At 59.3% G+C, this 16,284-nt stretch carries 13 protein-coding genes and 2 rRNA genes; 10 read left to right on the top strand and 5 right to left on the bottom strand.

Annotated features, from left to right (window positions below; translation table 11 throughout):
- Window positions 1–2: 2 nt before the first annotated feature.
- Complete coding sequence (locus tag ACZ0AV_RS15315; RefSeq protein WP_499151816.1) at window positions 3–1,502, bottom strand: DUF3375 domain-containing protein; 1,500 nt, start codon at window positions 1,500–1,502, stop codon at window positions 3–5.
- 309 nt (window positions 1,503–1,811) lie between these two features.
- Here ACZ0AV_RS15315 and ACZ0AV_RS15310 point away from each other — a divergent pair, with 309 nt between their 5' ends.
- Window positions 1,812–2,642: a DUF1206 domain-containing protein gene (locus tag ACZ0AV_RS15310; RefSeq protein WP_499151815.1), complete on the top strand. Its 831-nt coding sequence runs from the start codon at window positions 1,812–1,814 to the stop codon at window positions 2,640–2,642.
- A gap of 117 nt (window positions 2,643–2,759) precedes the next feature.
- Here ACZ0AV_RS15310 and ACZ0AV_RS15305 read toward each other — a convergent pair whose 3' ends face one another.
- Window positions 2,760–3,698, bottom strand: a complete 939-nt coding sequence (locus ACZ0AV_RS15305) for a LysR family transcriptional regulator (protein WP_499151814.1) — start codon at window positions 3,696–3,698, stop codon at window positions 2,760–2,762.
- Window positions 3,699–3,804: 106 nt separating this feature from the next.
- Here ACZ0AV_RS15305 and ACZ0AV_RS15300 point away from each other — a divergent pair, with 106 nt between their 5' ends.
- The 4 genes from ACZ0AV_RS15300 (at window position 3,805) to ACZ0AV_RS15285 (ending at window position 7,601) form a co-directional block, all read left to right on the top strand.
- Window positions 3,805–4,476, top strand: a complete 672-nt coding sequence (locus tag ACZ0AV_RS15300) for an RraA family protein (protein WP_499151813.1) — start codon at window positions 3,805–3,807, stop codon at window positions 4,474–4,476.
- A 106-nt stretch (window positions 4,477–4,582) separates the two neighbouring features.
- A complete protein-coding gene (locus ACZ0AV_RS15295; RefSeq protein WP_499151812.1) occupies window positions 4,583–5,638 on the top strand; it encodes a TRAP transporter substrate-binding protein in 1,056 nt (351 codons plus the stop codon).
- Window positions 5,639–5,708: 70 nt separating this feature from the next.
- Entirely contained in the window at window positions 5,709–6,320 is a 612-nt protein-coding gene (locus ACZ0AV_RS15290) for a TRAP transporter small permease subunit (RefSeq protein ID WP_499151811.1), read from the top strand.
- On the top strand, window positions 6,321–7,601 hold the full coding sequence (locus ACZ0AV_RS15285) for a TRAP transporter large permease (RefSeq protein ID WP_499151810.1): 1,281 nt from the start codon (window positions 6,321–6,323) through the stop codon (window positions 7,599–7,601).
- A 75-nt stretch (window positions 7,602–7,676) separates the two neighbouring features.
- Here ACZ0AV_RS15285 and ACZ0AV_RS15280 read toward each other — a convergent pair whose 3' ends face one another.
- Window positions 7,677–8,036, bottom strand: a complete 360-nt coding sequence (locus ACZ0AV_RS15280; RefSeq protein ID WP_499151809.1) for a hypothetical protein — start codon at window positions 8,034–8,036, stop codon at window positions 7,677–7,679.
- Window positions 8,037–8,083: 47 nt separating this feature from the next.
- Here ACZ0AV_RS15280 and ACZ0AV_RS15275 point away from each other — a divergent pair, with 47 nt between their 5' ends.
- From ACZ0AV_RS15275 to ACZ0AV_RS15255, 5 genes are all read left to right on the top strand, one after another.
- A complete protein-coding gene (locus ACZ0AV_RS15275; protein WP_499151808.1) occupies window positions 8,084–8,623 on the top strand; it encodes a TRAP transporter small permease in 540 nt (179 codons plus the stop codon).
- Window positions 8,623–9,906 carry a TRAP transporter large permease gene (locus tag ACZ0AV_RS15270; RefSeq protein WP_499151807.1) on the top strand — a complete coding sequence of 428 codons (1,284 nt, stop codon included), beginning with the start codon at window positions 8,623–8,625 and terminating at the stop codon, window positions 9,904–9,906. Before ACZ0AV_RS15275 ends, ACZ0AV_RS15270 begins: the two co-directional genes overlap by 1 nt.
- Before the next feature lie 25 nt (window positions 9,907–9,931).
- Window positions 9,932–10,930, top strand: a complete 999-nt coding sequence (locus ACZ0AV_RS15265) for a TRAP transporter substrate-binding protein (RefSeq protein ID WP_499151806.1) — start codon at window positions 9,932–9,934, stop codon at window positions 10,928–10,930.
- Window positions 10,931–11,003: 73 nt separating this feature from the next.
- Window positions 11,004–11,807 carry a carbon-nitrogen hydrolase family protein gene (locus tag ACZ0AV_RS15260; protein WP_499151805.1) on the top strand — a complete coding sequence of 268 codons (804 nt, stop codon included), beginning with the start codon at window positions 11,004–11,006 and terminating at the stop codon, window positions 11,805–11,807.
- Window positions 11,808–11,816: 9 nt separating this feature from the next.
- Window positions 11,817–12,602 carry an HpcH/HpaI aldolase family protein gene (locus ACZ0AV_RS15255; RefSeq protein ID WP_499151804.1) on the top strand — a complete coding sequence of 262 codons (786 nt, stop codon included), beginning with the start codon at window positions 11,817–11,819 and terminating at the stop codon, window positions 12,600–12,602.
- Between the two features lie 485 nt (window positions 12,603–13,087).
- Here the strand turns inward: ACZ0AV_RS15255 and rrf are convergent.
- Both rrf and ACZ0AV_RS15245 read right to left on the bottom strand, forming a co-directional pair.
- Window positions 13,088–13,203, bottom strand: a 5S ribosomal RNA gene (rrf, locus tag ACZ0AV_RS15250).
- A 141-nt stretch (window positions 13,204–13,344) separates the two neighbouring features.
- A 23S ribosomal RNA gene (locus ACZ0AV_RS15245) occupies window positions 13,345–16,235 on the bottom strand.
- Between the last annotated feature and the right edge of the window lie 49 nt (window positions 16,236–16,284).

Genomic DNA, 16,284 nt, shown 5'->3' with positions numbered 1-16,284 from the left:
GCTCACAACTCCCAGTCGATGTTCTTGAGTGCCTCGTGGTCGAGTCCGGCATAAGGCAGATTGAAGCGCCAGCGTTGCTCATCCTCATCAACCAGCTCCACGAGCTGACGCTCCTCCGTCAGCACCTCGATACCTGCCTCGCGCGCCATCGCCAGCCAGAGCGCAAAGGTTTCCAGGTCGTGAGCAGGTGGAAGCAAAGACGCAAGCTCCCCGAGACTCACAGGGCGACCCTGCTCCACCAGCACAGCCAGGGTGTCATCAATCAGCGCTTGACGATCCAGCCCATCGAAGGCATCCCAGAAGTCATCCTCAATCTGCTCCAACCCCGCAGGCTTCAAACTCAGATCCAGCTCGCCCGTATCATCGTCATCCAGGGTCTTGAAGCGCAGACGCTCGATTGCCGAGACACCAGTAATGGCTACGCCAATTGGTGGTAAACATGCAGGCTTACGGCGTTCTGACTGGCGTTGCCAGTCGACGCTGAGCGCTAGATTGAAGAAGTCGTTGAGTAACTGTCCGACGCGATGATGCTCGGCGGCCAGCCCCGTCTTCATGAAGCCGCGAACATCGCGCTCGCTTCGGGCGCGCGCTTGGAGCACAGCTTGCGACTCCCGAACCAGGCGTAACGCCAGCCAACGCAGTTCACGTTGCTGGGGACGATTCAGCGCCTTTGGCACCGCCGGATGACGAAGGATGGTGCGCAAGCGCTCACGCATGGTTTCCAGCTCAGCGGACTGTCTCAGTTGCTGCTGGAAGCTTTCGAAGACACGCCCTTCCGGTGTGTTGAGTAGGGCGTCTTGCCCATCCAATAACCGATCGACGATCTCTCCACGGTGAGACTGCTCGCTGATGATGGAGTGTCGAAGGGCGCGATCCGCCTCGCGCCAAGAGTCTTCAACTCGTCGAAAGTCCGCGCGCAGACTGGTGGCCAGGTTATACACCTCGCGTACGCCCTCTATCGCCTGCGCTTCATCCAGCACGATGACGTGGCCAGCTTCTACCTGTGCTAGCTCGTGCTGCAAATCCTGGATTCGGCGGCGCAGGCTGGCAATGCGCCCAGTCGGGCTGGGGTTCAAGCCCGTTTCCAGGTTTTCGATCTCGCGCTGGACCACCGAAAGGCGAGATGCTGTGGAAGTCATGATCCGGCTATCCAGCGAGTCGACGAACTGGATGGCGGACTCCAGCGCGTCGGTTGCGTAGATACGACCCTCTCGCTCCACGACAAGGCGCCGCTTGATCCATTCACGCAGTTCACGACCTGCCTGGAGATGCGTTGCATCCGGGTCGATCTCGTAGAGCTCCTGGCTGGCATAAGCAGCCAGCATTTCGGACAGCGCATGTAGCGCATCCTCCATGGGGATCCCATCGTGCGCCCGCTCGAAAAGCGTGCGCAGGCAACCCAATACGAGCGGAGCACGGCGCGAGGCGAGCAAAAGCCACGCGGGGTGCTGGCTGCGGGCGGATACATAGCGTTCTGAACGCTGTTGCGCGCTTTCTTCCATGACGGCCACATCGACAAAAGTTGTCTGAGAGCGAGCTTACCAAGCGAACCCGCTGCCTCATGATACGTATTTGTCCTGATAGATGGGCTCCGTTTAATAGCCCGATAGGTCTGCGGCATTTGAGTAGGGTGAGTGAAAGACAAGCTTGGGGGGATAGTAGACCACTACAGTCAGAGGTTTCGGAGGTAAAACCTCTAGGAGCCTCGGGCTCGCCCCTTCCCAAAAGCCTGCGATCAATCAATCGAAACCGCGATACACCGGTGGGTGTCAACTGCAGCATCGTCTGCATTCCCACTCAGGAGCCTCACTGTGTATAACCCAGCCAGCCACGCAAAAGGCGAACTCTCTCACGGCATCGTCTGGCTCGCTCGGACTGGCTACGCAGCACGCGGGGTGGTGTATCTGATCATCGGCACCTTCGCACTACTTGCGGCCAGGGGTAGCGGCGAAACGGTCGGTACCAAAGGCGCGATCTCGCAACTGCTGGGGCAACCTTTCGGCGAAGCGTTGCTCTGGATCATGGTCGCAGGGCTTATCGCTTACGCCGCATGGCGGATAACCCAGGCCATTACCGACCCGGAAGATCATGGCGCCGATGCCAAGGGGCTCGCAGCGCGCGCAGGCCTTGTTGGTGGTGCCATCAGTTATAGCCTGCTGACCCTGTTTACGCTGGGTCTGCTGGGAAGCTCGCTCGGCGAGTCCTCCAGTGGCGGCGGTGGCAACGGCGATTTTCTATCGGGGATGTTGGGCTGGAAGTATTCGAACTACCTGGTCTACCTGGTCGCATTGGTGCCGCTGGGCGTCGGCATCGCGCACATCATCAAGGGGTGGAAAGCCAAGTTCGAAAAGTACTTTTCTGCGCCGGACCACATCATGCGCTGGGTAACGCCCGTCTCGAAGGTGGGGCTGATCGCCCGAGGTGTCTCGTTTCTGGTGGTATCCGGCATGCTCTTCAGTGGTGGTGCGCGCTACAAGCCCACCGAGCCACCAGGCCTTGAGGACGCGTTGAATGCACTGCAGTCGTTGCCGTATGGCACCTTCTGGCTGGCGCTGATCGGCGCCGGACTGATCGCGTTTGCGCTCTATAGCTTTTCCGAAGCGATCTGGCGGCGCATAGATACCGCGGCGGTCTTTAATTGATGCCCCGTTGCGATGAAAGCCTCGGTTAACAACGGGACATTTTTAATACCTGTGATGATAGAGAATTACTTGGTCAGTTAGAGACAGTGCGATGCAAGCCCACTCCTTTCAATACCATCAACTTTCGACATCTTGAGCATTCACGTCTAGATCCTCCGCCCCTACCAGAAACTTCTGCCGCAATAACGTCTCGCGAGTAATAGCGACCAGCGCATCGATCTGCATATCGGGCATTTCCGTCATGTAGGAGAGGCAGAAACGCGCCGGCGGGATCGGTGGGTCGCAGGGCAGGGTTTTCAACAAGTTGAGGGCGAGCATTTCGCGGATCAGCGGCACGGGCAGGATGCCGATGGCGTGGCCAGCGGAGACCAGTTTGGCCATGAAGGCCAGCGAGTTGCTGGAGTGGAAGGCTTCCGACGGGGCGTTACCGTCCTTGAGCCAGCTCTCGACCACCGAGTACAAGGTCGAGGGCGCGGAGTGGCTGACGATGGGGTGGCCGGCGGCGTGTTCCGGCAGGAAGGGGTCGGCGTCGATGCCCAGTTGCGGGGCGGCTACCCACTGGAAGGTCATCCAGCCAATGAAGATGTCGGTGACGTCCTCGCGGGTGGCGGGGTTGGTGAGCAGCGCCAGGTCGAGCTCGTGGTCGTTGAGCTTGCGGTTGAGCACCGCGCCGACGTCGATGGTGATTTCCAGGGTGATCTCGGGAAAGTGCGCCTTGATCTCGGCGATCACGGCGGTCAGGCCAACCATGGCCGAGCATTCGTCGGCACCCAGGCGCAGCCGGCGGTGCTGCTTCTGCTTGGCGGCGAACTGCTCCAGTTTCACGCTGTTGTTGAGCGCCAGCTCGGCGTGGCGCAGGGCGATATGGCCATCGGCGGTGAGGGTCATGCGCTGCTTGCTGCGGTCGAACAGCTTGACGCTGAGCAGCGACTCCATCTCGCGAATGCGCGAGGAAATGGCCGGCTGGGTGAGGTGGAGATGGCGTGAGGCGGCATGTACACCGCCCAATCGGGCAGTCCAGTAGAAGGCCTCGATCTGCATCAGGGTAATTCGCATGATAAAAATCGTCCCCTCTTTTGTTCGCTGATTTTTATTATCGCCACAAAAACAGGCTTGTTAGGATCGGGCCAACTCTTGCCAAAAACGAATAATTAAACAGCGCATGTATATTATCGAAGCACTTCCCGACGCGATTAATCCAGAAGAACTTTCCGTTCTTGTGCGAGCCGAGCCCGCCACGATTGGGCATTTCATCACCACCGGCATAGTGAGCCCGCAGATCAAGGCGCATTTCGAAAACCTGCGCACCGTCGGCACGGCGGTGACGGTGAAAATGCCCGGCGCCGACGGCGGCATCCTACATTACGCGATGGGTTGCGCGAGGCCGGGTGACTTTCTGGTGGTCGACCGCTGTGGCGAAAGCGTGACCGCTGCCATGGGCGGCGCCATGGCGTATGCCGCCAAGCAGGCAGGCATCGCCGGAATCGTCATCGATGGTTATGTCACCGACCTGGGCGAGATTCGCCAGCACGGGGTGCCGGTCTGGTCGTGGGGCGCCAGCGCCATCACCACGCGGGTCAAGGGCGAGGAAGGCGAGTTCTGTACGGTGGTGCAATGCGGTGGCGTGGTGGTTCGACCGGGAGATGCGGTGATCGCCGACGAGAACGGCATCGTCATCCTGCCACCCGCCCAGGCACTGGCCCTGGCCCGCCGTGCCATCGAGTTCCAGGAGAACGAGAAGCACACCCTGGCGCGCCTGGCCCAGGGTGAGAAGTTTCCCGATGTGGTGGGCTCACGCTCGGTGATCGATGCAGCCATCGGCAAGGCGCGATAACGCCGGCACCAACGCGCCCGGTCAGGCGACAACAATTTCAATACCGACCCGCTGCACCTTTCAGGTTTCTGCCCCGTAGCTCCCCCAAAAGAACAACAGGACTACCATGAAACTGTACTCGCTCCCCAGGGTGATCCTGGCTGCGCTGGGCTGCTCGTTTGGCGCCAGTGCACTTGCGGACGATGCGTCGTCCGTCCATTTCAACGTGGTCGGTGGCGGTAGCCACAACTACACCTTTCGCGCGGTCGAGCGCCCGTTCTGGAGCGAAACCCTGCCCGCCAGCTCGGGCGGCAAGGTCACTGCCCGCCTGATGGGCCTCTCGGAGAGCGGCCTCAAGGGGCCGGAGATGGTTCGCGTACTGCGCGCCGGCGCGGTCGAGATCGGCATGGGCGTGTTCGCCTTCGTGGCGGGCGACGATGCGGCCTTCGAGGGCATCGACCTGCCCGGCATGGCGGCCGACATCGACACCTCACGCAAGATCGCCAATGCCTACAAGCCGGTGCTGGCGGCGCGTATGGCAGAGCGCCACGGCGTCAAGCTGCTGGCCACCGTGCCCTATACCGCGCAGGTGTTTTTCTGCCGCGATGCCGTGAACAACCTGGACGACCTCAAGGGCCGCAAGGTGCGCGTACGTGGCCGCAACATGGCCGACATGGTCGGCGCACTCGGCGCCTCCCCCGTTACCTTGCCGTTCGCCGAAGTGGTCACCGCCATGCAGACCGGCGTCATCGACTGTGCGGTGACCGGCATGGGCTCGGGCAATGCGGCCAAGTGGTACGACGTGGCGGGCCATGTGTACGACCTGCCGGTGGACTGGTCGATCGGCTTCTACGCCATGGGCCTGCAGCGCTGGCAACAGCTTTCCCCTGATGTGCAGCAACTGCTGCAGGCCCAGGCTCAGGTACTGGAGGATGCCCTGTGGACGGAAACCGCCCGAGAGAACCGCTATGCGCTGGCCTGTAACACGGGCGCAACCGACTGCCAGATTCACCGCCCCGCCCACATGCACGCCAACGCCCCCACGCGTGAGGAGCAGACCAGGCTGCGCGCCATGGTGCTGCGTATCGCCAATGACTGGGGCCAGCGTTGCGGCGCCGACTGCGTGCAGCAGTGGAACGCCACGGCGGGCAAGGCGATTGGCGTCAACCTGAAAGACCCCTGAGTACCGCGAAGACCTCGCCCCACAAGGCGCTTGCCGCGCTGATCGCCAACCGTTCGCGGAGAACCTGCTCATGCAACGTACCGACACACCAAGCCTTCGGCTCATCGATCGCATCGCCAGGGTCAGTGCCTGGGCGGGCGGTATCGCGCTGATGGGCTCGGCCTTGATGATCAGCATCGACCTGCTGTTGCGGCGCCTGTTTGGCTTTTCCATGGGCGGCGCCGACGAGATTGCCGGTTATGTGCTGGCCATCGTCAGCGCCTGGGCCTTCCCCATCGCACTGCTCAAACGCTCCCACCTGCGCGTGGACATCCTCTATTCGCGCCTGTCGCTCAAGCCCAAGGTCGGCCTCGACCTGCTGGCACTGGTCGGCATGGCGCTGTTCGTCGGTACGCTGCTGTTCCATGTGGGCGGCGTGCTGTGGGATTCCATCGTCTACCGCTCAATTTCCACCACGCCGCTGCAGGTGCCGCAGTGGATACCCCAATCCCTGTGGTTCGCCGGCTACCTGTTCTTCGCTACCACCATTCTTGTGCTCGGCTACAACAGCCTGATGCAGTTACGCCAGCAGCGCTGGGCCGCGGCCAACGCGCTGATCGGCATCAACTCCGTCGAGGAAGAGATCGAGGAAGAATCGCGCTCCAGTATCAGTGCCCGTTCAACAACGAAGGAGGGTCGCTAGATGCTGGTGTTTACCCTTATCGTGCTGCTCGGTTTACTCGGCCTGAGCGTCGCTGCGGCCGTCAGCGTGGGCCTGCTGGGCATGTCGCTGGCGGAGCTGTTTTCGGCGTTGCCGCTGAGCAATGCCATGGGCGAAATAGCCTGGAGTACTGGCGCCGAATTTCTGCTGGTGGCCATTCCGCTGTACATCCTGATGGGCGAGCTGCTGGTCTGCTCCGGCGTGGCCGGGCGCATGTACGGCGCGGCGGACAAGTGGCTGTCGTGGCTACCCGGCGGGCTGATGAACTCGAACATCGGCGCCTCGGCACTGTTCTCCGCCACCAGCGGTTCCAGCGTGGCCACGGCGGCGACCATCTCGACCATCGCCCTGCCGGAGCAGGAGCGCAAAGGCTACCCGGCGCCGCTGTTCCTCGGTTCGATCGCGGCTGGCGGCACCCTGGGCATTCTGATTCCGCCCTCGATCAACATGATCCTGTTCGCGTTGATCGCCAATCTGTCGGTACCCAAACTCTACCTGGCGGCGACCATTCCCGGCCTGCTGCTGTGCGTGATGTTCGTGGCGATGATCGTGATCACCTGCATGATCTGGCCGAAGCTCGGCGGTACTCGCCAGCACGCCACCTGGGCCGAGCGCCTGGCGAGCATCCCCGACCTGCTACCGCCCCTGGCGATCTTCGTGCTGGTGGTCGGTGCCATCTACAGCGGTTTCGCCACCGCCAGTGAGTCGGCGGCATTGGGCGTGCTGGCCGCGTTCGGTCTCGGCCTGTTCAGGCGCACCTTCACCTGGCAGAACCTCGGCCAGGCATTCGAGTCGACCATGCGCACCAGCGGGATGATCATCTTCATCACCCTGTCGGCGTTCTTCCTCAACTTCGTGCTGTCGGCCATCGGCCTGACGCCCACGCTGGTCAGCTTCATCACCGGCCTGGAGCTGTCGCCGATGGCCACGCTGCTGGCGATCATCCTGTTCTACATCATCCTTGGCTGCTTCATGGACACCCTGGCGATGTTGATTACCACCGCGCCGCTGGTGGTGCCGGTGATAGTTGCACTGGGCTTCGACCCCTTATGGTTTGGCGTGATTCTGATCATCCTTTGCGAGTTGGGTCAGATAACGCCGCCCTTCGGCATGAACTTGTTCGTGGTGCAGAGCATTCGCAACAAAGGCAACTTCATGGACGTAATAATCGGCGTATTGCCCTTCTGCCTTGTGCTGCTGTTATTGATTGCCCTGCTGATTATATTTCCGCAACTTGCTCTTTGGTTACCGACATTTGCGTAGGCAATGTTCGCGCAGATACGCCCGTATTTCACGCCGCAACTACCAGGACGTCTGCAAAAGGATGTGCACCACACCTTAATGGGTTGGACCATCCTCATCGTCGCCAGCGGAGGCCGCGCCGCTGGCGGCTCGCGGCTGGCTGACCATTAGCAACGCCGCGACAGCAGCGCGTTGAATAGTCGCGTTTACCGCCTCCCCGTGGGTGATAAAAAGTGCACACCCGCTCATATCTGCCGTTTTTATCAGGCTAATAAAAACATTGAATCCGACTCTTCGGGTAGTTGCATTGACACCCATAGGCAATGAGAAAAGAATCAAATCACCGCGTATGACTGCATACGACCAATAATAAAAAGGTGATACATGCCCGCCTATTCCTCCACGGCCAACGCTGCCGTATCGGCAACCTACACGAGTGCCGACAATAATTATCAAGCCACTTCCTTACTTCGCTCATCTGCCCACTTGCTGGAGAGCGCACCGTGAAAAATGTTCTGACTATCTACTTCGCTGCACTGAAAGTGCTGATCGTTTCAAGCCTGGTCTGTATCACCCTGCTGATATTCCTCAACGTCGTGCTGCGCTACGGCTTCAATTCGGGGCTGTTCTTCAGCGAGGAAATCTCGCGGCTGGCTTTCGTCTGGCTGGTGTTCGCTGGCGCGCAATTGATGCTCCACGAGAACGGCCATATCGGCGTCGACATGCTCACCAGCCGCGTCTCACCCATGGTCGCCAAATACATGCTGGTGATCACTCAGTTGCTCATGCTCTACGTCACCTGGCTGTTCCTGCTCGGTAGCTGGAAACAGACGCTGATCAACCTGCATGTCGGCGCACCTTCCACAGGCGTGTCCATGGCGCTGTTCTACGGCGCGGGCCTCGTGTTCTCGGTGCTCAGCGCCTTGCTGATCGCCACCCAACTGATCGACAACCTGAGAAAGCCGGCTGGCAGCTACCGCCCGCAACGCAGCGATGAAGAAGCGCACGTGCTGTCCTCCACCGAAACCGGGGTACTCAAGTAATGGCCCTCACCGTATTCGTCGGCGTGCTGATGGCCGCCATCCTGATTGGCGCGCCTATCGCCTATGCCCTGATTCTCTGCGGCGTCGCTCTGATGTGGCTGCTGGGGCTGTTCGATGGCCAGATCATCGCGCAGAACATCATCAACTCCGCCGGCAGCTTTCCCCTGCTGGCGATTCCACTGTTCATCATCGCCGGTGAGGTGATGAACAGCGGCGGGCTGTCCAAGCGCATCATCAACCTGGCCATTGCCATGGTCGGTCACCTGCGCGGTGGCCTGGGCTACGTCGCCATCTTCGCTGGCGTGCTGCTGTCGAGCCTGTCCGGCTCGGCACTCGCCGACGCCGCCTCGCTGACCGCCTTGCTGCTGCCGATGATGGTCATCGCCGGCTACAACAAGAACCGTTCAGGCGGGCTGATCGCTTCGGTCTCGGTGCTCGGTTCGATCATCCCGCCGAGCATCGGCTTCGTGGTGCTCGGCGTGGCGTCCGGGCTGTCGATCACCAAACTGTTCCTTGCCGGCATCTTCCCGGGCCTGCTGATCGCGTCGGCCCTGTGCGTGGCCTGGTGGCTGGTATCGCGCCGCGACACCGATGTACAACTGAGCCCCAAGGCGAGCGGCAAGCAGCGCGCCAAGGCGTTCGTCGACAGCATCTGGGCACTGCTGCTGCCGGTGATCATCGTCGTCGGTCTGCGCTTCGGCGTGGTCACGCCCACCGAAGCCGGTGCCGTGGCCAGCGTGTATGCCCTGCTGGTCTCCGCGCTGGTGTACCGCGAGCTCAACCTGAAGGACCTCAACGCCCTGCTGCTGCGCGCCGGCAAGACCACCGCGGCAGTGATGTTTCTGGTCGCGGCCGCCTCGATCCCGGCGTGGATGATCACCATTGCCGATATCCCCGGGCAAATCATCGACCTCATTCAGCCGGTGATGGACAACCCGAAACTGCTGATCCTGGTGCTGATGGCGCTGATCCTGCTGATCTCCATGGTCATGGACCTGACTCCGACCATCCTGCTGCTGGCACCGATTCTGGTGCCGGTGGTGACGGCGGCCGACATCGACCCGATCTATTTCGGCGTGCTGTTCATGATCAATTGCTCCATCGGCCTGATCACCCCGCCGGTGGGCACGGTGCTCAACGTGGTCTGCGGCATCGGGCGAATGCGCTACGAAGCGCTGCTCAAAGGCACCTTCCCCTTCCTGATCGCCGAAGTGCTGGTGCTTTTCCTTCTCGTGGCCTTTCCGGATCTGGTCATCGTTCCAGCCGGCTGGTTCGCCAAATAACAACAACCAACATCAGGACTCCACCATGAAAAAGCAACTGACCGCACTCGCTGCCCTGCTGCTGGCCAGCAGCCTGAGCTTCGCCGCCGAGTACAACTCGCACACCATCAAATTCGCCGCCACCAGCCCGAAAGGCACTCCGCCTGCCATCGGCATGGAGCTGTTCGCCAAAAAGGTCAGCGAGCGCAGTGGCGGCAAGATCAAGGTACGCACCTTTCCCAATGGCGTGCTGGGCGGTGACGTGCAGGTGCTGTCGTCGCTGCAGGGCGGGGTGATCGAGATGATGACCTGGAACGCCGGGCTGATGCTCAACCACGTTACCGACTTCGGCATCCTCGACTTCCCGTTCCTGTACACCGACACCGCCAAGGTCGATGCAATGCTCGACGGCGAAGTCGGCAAGATGCTCACCGATCAGCTACCCGAGCAAAAATTGGTCGGCCTGGCATTCTGGGAACTGGGGGTGCGCAACCTCACCAACAACAAGCGCCCGGTAGAGAAGCTGGAAGACATCGCCGGCCTGAAGATCCGCGCCCAGCAGTCCCCGCTGTTCCTTGACGTATGGCGAGCGCTCGGCGCCAACCCGACCCCGCTGCCGTTTACCGAAGTGCACACGGCACTGGAAACCGGCACGGTCGACGGCCAGGAAAATCCGGCTGCGCTGATTCTCGCCTCGAAGTTCAACGAGGTGCAGAAGTACATGAGCCTCACCCGCCACAACTACAACCCGCAGATCGTCCTGATCGGCAAGACCTTCTGGGACAGGCTCAACGATGACGAGAAAAAGCTGCTCACCGACGTGGCCATGGAAGTGCGCCTCGAGCAGCGGAAGATTTCTCGCGAAGCGGACAGCAAGGCCATCGCCGAGCTGGAGGCGTCAGGCATGCAGGTCAATAAAGTGTCGGATGCGGAGATCGCCCGCATTCAGGAAACCGTCCGCCCCGTCGTCGACAAATACGCCGCGAAGATCAATCCAGAACTCGTGAAGAAGGTTTACGAGGCCATGGACGTCGCCCAACCCTGAACACCGCAGCATCGCTGCACGAACACGTGCGCCCAATCGCTTGGGCGCACTCTGCCTGTCATAGAGGAAAATCATGAAAATTTCGGTCGCGCAGATCCACCCCGTTCCCGGCAACCCGACCCAGACCATCGCGAAAGTCGCAGAGCTATCACGCCAGACAGCACTCGAAGGTTCGCGCCTGATCGCCTTCCCGGAATGCCTGCTCACCGGCGGCTCCTTCGACAGCCGTGAAGACCTGGAGCGCGGCGCCATCGAGATAGACGCGCTGGCCCCATTGCTGGCCGTCAGCGCCGAGACCGGTATCTACATCATCGCCGGATTCTACGAACGCCGCCCGGATGCCATCTTCAACACCGCCGCGCTGATCGGCCCTGAAGGCATCGTCGGCCTGCACCGCAAACGTCACCTGCCGTTCATGATCGGCGACCGCTTCACCGATACGCCGGAAGAGTGGACGCCACCGGTCTTCGATACCGCGATCGGGCGGATCGGCATGGCCATCTGTTATGAAATCCGCTTCCCGGAAGTGGTGCGCACCCTGGCTCTCGAAGGCGCCGATATCGTCGTGCTGCCGGCCGCCTGGCCAGAGCAGGCGCGCATGTTGCCGGACATCTTCAGCACAGTGCGCGCCGCCGAGAACATCGTCTACTTCGTCGCGCCGAACCGCAACGACATGGACGGCGGCATGCAGTTCATCGGCATGAGCCACATCATCGAACCGTCCGGCAAAACGCTGGTACGGGCTGGCGCAGAGGATGGCGTGTTCACCGTCGAGATCGACATCGAGAAGGCGCGCAACAAATCGCTGATCCGCGAGCCCGGTGTGTTCGAAGTGCACCCGTTCCGTGATCGCCTGCCCGATACCTACCGCATCTGAGGTGACGTGATGACCAGTACACTGAAACAGTTGATGGCCCGCTCGCACACCTACGGCATGAACATCTACAGCACGTCGTCCATGCCCATCGAAGTAGCGGGAAACTGGGGCCTGGATTTCGTGTTCATCGATGCCGAGCACACCTCATTGGGTGTCGACCGCGATATGGAAAAGCTGATCCTCGCGGCCAAGTGCTCCGGCATTCATAGCCTGGTACGCGTGCGCGGCACCCTTGAATGGGATATTCGCAAGGCGCTGGAAATGGGCGCCTCTGGGGTGATCATCCCGCAGGTGCACAATGCCGAGCAGATGCGCACCATCATCCGCTACAGCAAGTTCCCGCCCATGGGCCGCCGTGGCGGTGACAGCTCGGTACGCTCGGCCAACTACGCAGGGCCGAACTTCGACTGGGGCAGTTATACCCAGGCTGAGAACGAGCGTAGCGTGATCGTGCCGATGGCGGAGAGCTACGAGTTCTTCGACAACATCGACGAGATCCTCGACGTCGAAGGCATCGACGCCGTGCACTTCGGCCCGGCCGACTATTCGCTGTCGCGCCAATTGCCAGTCGACTATCGGCTGGGCAATCCCGAAGTGCTACAACGCCTGGAACTGCTGATCGAGAAGTGCCATGCCCGCTCGATCCAGGTCATGGTGCCCTGCTTCCCCGCCGACGGCGAAACCGCCAAGCGCCTGCTCGACATGGGCTGCGACATGCTGCTGATGGGCAGCGACCTGTCCTGGCTCAACCAGGCTGGACGCAGCGTTGCGGCAGTGAAAGAACAATTGCTGTAGTTGAGCACCACGCCAAACAACGAAGCCCGCTATATGCGGGCTTCTTCGTTTTTGTGGGGCGGGGCTTTTTGCAGCCGGCTTGTTGGCAAGCCGGGCTTGAGGGCATCGCCGGCAAGCCGGATCCTAAGCGCGACCTGCAGCCTGTTCGCTACATTCGGTGTACATAGCCGGGAGGTATCTGACTGCCCCAGCAAACTCCAATCCTTGCCCCGGGTTACGCCTCCGGCTAACCCAGACTATAAAGCCTCCACGCTCGCGTAGGGTGGAAGACGCTCCACCCTTCCACCACAAGATCGCCACTGCCCTCACCTGCGCGTGCTGCGTAGCCTGGGTCGAGCGAAGCGACACCCGGTGGTGCCACCAAAGCGTCGCACTTTAGGCTACGAGTCTGTTGCCTGCCCTTCACCCTGGCCGCTGACCTACTTTTTCGCCGCCAAAAAGACGAAACCCCAGATCTCTGTCGAGATCTGGGGTTTCTAGTAGAAGCTTGACGATGACCTACTCTCACATGGGGAGACCCCACACTACCATCGGCGATGCATCGTTTCACTACTGAGTTCGGGATGGGATCAGGTGGTTCCAACGCTCTATGGTCGTCAAGCAATCCGGTTGGGGAGTCGGTTTTTAGGTCGCTTCCCCGAATTGGGTATGTGATATCAGTTGGTGTTGCGTGTTCGTTTTACAAATTTTCGGCATTACTGTCGACTTCTACCGTCTAACAGCCAAATTGTTTGGGTGTTATATGGTCAAGCCTCACGGGCAATTAGTACTGGTTAGCTCAACGCCTCACAACGCTTACACACCCAGCCTATCAACGTCGTAGTCTTCGACGGCCCTTTAGGGAACTCAAGGTTCCAGTGAGATCTCATCTTGAGGCAAGTTTCCCGCTTAGATGCTTTCAGCGGTTATCTTTCCCGAACATAGCTACCCGGCAATGCCACTGGCGTGACAACCGGAACACCAGAGGTTCGTCCACTCCGGTCCTCTCGTACTAGGAGCAGCCCCTCTCAAATCTCAAACGTCCACGGCAGATAGGGACCGAACTGTCTCACGACGTTCTAAACCCAGCTCGCGTACCACTTTAAATGGCGAACAGCCATACCCTTGGGACCGGCTTCAGCCCCAGGATGTGATGAGCCGACATCGAGGTGCCAAACACCGCCGTCGATATGAACTCTTGGGCGGTATCAGCCTGTTATCCCCGGAGTACCTTTTATCCGTTGAGCGATGGCCCTTCCATACAGAACCACCGGATCACTAAGACCTACTTTCGTACCTGCTCGACGTGTCTGTCTCGCAGTCAAGCGCGCTTTTGCCTTTATACTCTACGACCGATTTCCGACCGGTCTGAGCGCACCTTCGTACTCCTCCGTTACTCTTTAGGAGGAGACCGCCCCAGTCAAACTACCCACCATACACTGTCCTCGATCCGGATAACGGACCAGAGTTAGAACCTCAAGGTTGCCAGGGTGGTATTTCAAGGTTGGCTCCATGAGAACTGGCGTCCCCACTTCAAAGCCTCCCACCTATCCTACACAAGCAAGCTCAAAGTCCAGTGCAAAGCTATAGTAAAGGTTCACGGGGTCTTTCCGTCTAGCCGCGGATACACTGCATCTTCACAGCGATTTCAATTTCACTGAGTCTCGGGTGGAGACAGCGCCGCCATCGTTACGCCATTCGTGCAGGTCGGAACTTACCCGACAAGGAATTTCGCTACCTTAGGACCGTTATAGTTACGGCCGCCGTTTACCGGGGCTTCGATCAAGAGCTTCGCGTTAGCTAACCCCATCAATTAACCTTCCGGCACCGGGCAGGCGTCACACCCTATACGTCCACTTTCGTGTTTGCAGAGTGCTGTGTTTTTAATAAACAGTCGCAGCGGCCTGGTATCTTCGACCGGCATGTGCTTACGGGGTAAACCCTTCACACTCACCGGCGCACCTTCTCCCGAAGTTACGGTGCCATTTTGCCTAGTTCCTTCACCCGAGTTCTCTCAAGCGCCTTGGTATTCTCTACCTAACCACCTGTGTCGGTTTGGGGTACGGTTCCTAATTACCTGAAGCTTAGAAGCTTTTCCTGGAAGCATGGCATCAACCACTTCATCGTCCCAAAGGACAACTCGTCATCAGCTCTCGGCCTTAAGATCCCGGATTTACCTAAGATCTCAGCCTACCACCTTAAACACGGACAACCAACGCCGTGCTGGCCTAGCCTTCTCCGTCCCTCCATCGCAGTAATTAGAAGTACGGGAATATTAACCCGTTTCCCATCGACTACGCATTTCTGCCTCGCCTTAGGGGCCGACTCACCCTGCGTCGATTAACGTTGCGCAGGAAACCTTGGTCTTTCGGCGTGGGAGTTTTTCACTCCCATTGTCGTTACTCATGTCAGCATTCGCACTTCTGATACCTCCAGCAAGCTTCTCAACTCACCTTCACAGGCTTACAGAACGCTCCTCTACCGCTCATCCTAAGATGAACCCGTAGCTTCGGTGTATGGTTTGAGCCCCGTTACATCTTCCGCGCAGGCCGACTCGACTAGTGAGCTATTACGCTTTCTTTAAAGGGTGGCTGCTTCTAAGCCAACCTCCTAGCTGTCTAAGCCTTCCCACATCGTTTCCCACTTAACCATAACTTTGGGACCTTAGCTGACGGTCTGGGTTGTTTCCCTTTTCACGACGGACGTTAGCACCCGCCGTGTGTCTCCCGCGCTGACACTTGCTGGTATTCGGAGTTTGCATCGGTTTGGTAAGTCGGGATGACCCCCTAGCCGAAACAGTGCTCTACCCCCAGCAGTGATACACGAGGCGCTACCTAAATAGCTTTCGAGGAGAACCAGCTATCTCCGAGCTTGATTAGCCTTTCACTCCGATCCACAGGTCATCCGCTAACTTTTCAACGGTAGTCGGTTCGGTCCTCCAGTCAGTGTTACCTAACCTTCAACCTGCCCATGGATAGATCGCCCGGTTTCGGGTCTATACCCAGCGACTAAACGCCCTATTAAGACTCGCTTTCGCTACGCCTCCCCTATTCGGTTAAGCTCGCCACTGAATATAAGTCGCTGACCCATTATACAAAAGGTACGCAGTCACAGAACAAGTCTGCTCCCACTGCTTGTACGCATACGGTTTCAGGATCTATTTCACTCCCCTCTCCGGGGTTCTTTTCGCCTTTCCCTCACGGTACTAGTTCACTATCGGTCAGTCAGTAGTATTTAGCCTTGGAGGATGGTCCCCCCATATTCAGACAAAGTTTCTCGTGCTCCGTCCTACTCGATTTCATTGATAAGAGATTTTCGTGTACGGGGCTATCACCCACTACGGCGGCACTTTCCAGAGCCTTCCACTAATCTCAAATCAACTTAAGGGCTAGTCCCCGTTCGCTCGCCACTACTAAGGGAATCTCGGTTGATTTCTTTTCCTCAGGGTACTTAGATGTTTCAGTTCCCCTGGTTCGCCTCATGCACCTATGTATTCAGTGCATGATACCCAGCTTATGCTAGGTGGGTTCCCCCATTCAGAGATCTCTGGATCACAGTCTGTTTGCCGACTCCCCAAAGCTTATCGCAGGCTACAACGTCTTTCATCGCCTCTGACTGCCAAGGCATCCACCGTATGCGCTTCTTCACTTGACCATATAACCCCAAGCAATCTGGTTACTGTCTATAACGTGAAGACGACATT

This window comes from Pseudomonas sp. AC532 (assembly GCF_979258965.1).
This window is presented reverse-complemented; position numbering and strand designations above follow the sequence as displayed.

Excerpts from the sequence above, each read along its gene's own strand:
- ACZ0AV_RS15315 (WP_499151816.1), bottom strand. The coding sequence starts at position 1,502 with ATGGAAGAAAGCGCGCAACAGCGTTCAGAACGCTATGTATCCGCCCGC.
- ACZ0AV_RS15305 (WP_499151814.1), bottom strand. The coding sequence starts at position 3,698 with ATGCGAATTACCCTGATGCAGATCGAGGCCTTCTACTGGACTGCCCGA.
- ACZ0AV_RS15300 (WP_499151813.1), top strand. The coding sequence starts at position 3,805 with ATGTATATTATCGAAGCACTTCCCGACGCGATTAATCCAGAAGAACTT.
- ACZ0AV_RS15295 (WP_499151812.1), top strand. The coding sequence starts at position 4,583 with ATGAAACTGTACTCGCTCCCCAGGGTGATCCTGGCTGCGCTGGGCTGC.
- ACZ0AV_RS15290 (WP_499151811.1), top strand. The coding sequence starts at position 5,709 with ATGCAACGTACCGACACACCAAGCCTTCGGCTCATCGATCGCATCGCC.
- ACZ0AV_RS15285 (WP_499151810.1), top strand. The coding sequence starts at position 6,321 with ATGCTGGTGTTTACCCTTATCGTGCTGCTCGGTTTACTCGGCCTGAGC.
- ACZ0AV_RS15270 (WP_499151807.1), top strand. The coding sequence starts at position 8,623 with ATGGCCCTCACCGTATTCGTCGGCGTGCTGATGGCCGCCATCCTGATT.
- ACZ0AV_RS15265 (WP_499151806.1), top strand. The coding sequence starts at position 9,932 with ATGAAAAAGCAACTGACCGCACTCGCTGCCCTGCTGCTGGCCAGCAGC.
- ACZ0AV_RS15260 (WP_499151805.1), top strand. The coding sequence starts at position 11,004 with ATGAAAATTTCGGTCGCGCAGATCCACCCCGTTCCCGGCAACCCGACC.
- ACZ0AV_RS15255 (WP_499151804.1), top strand. The coding sequence starts at position 11,817 with ATGACCAGTACACTGAAACAGTTGATGGCCCGCTCGCACACCTACGGC.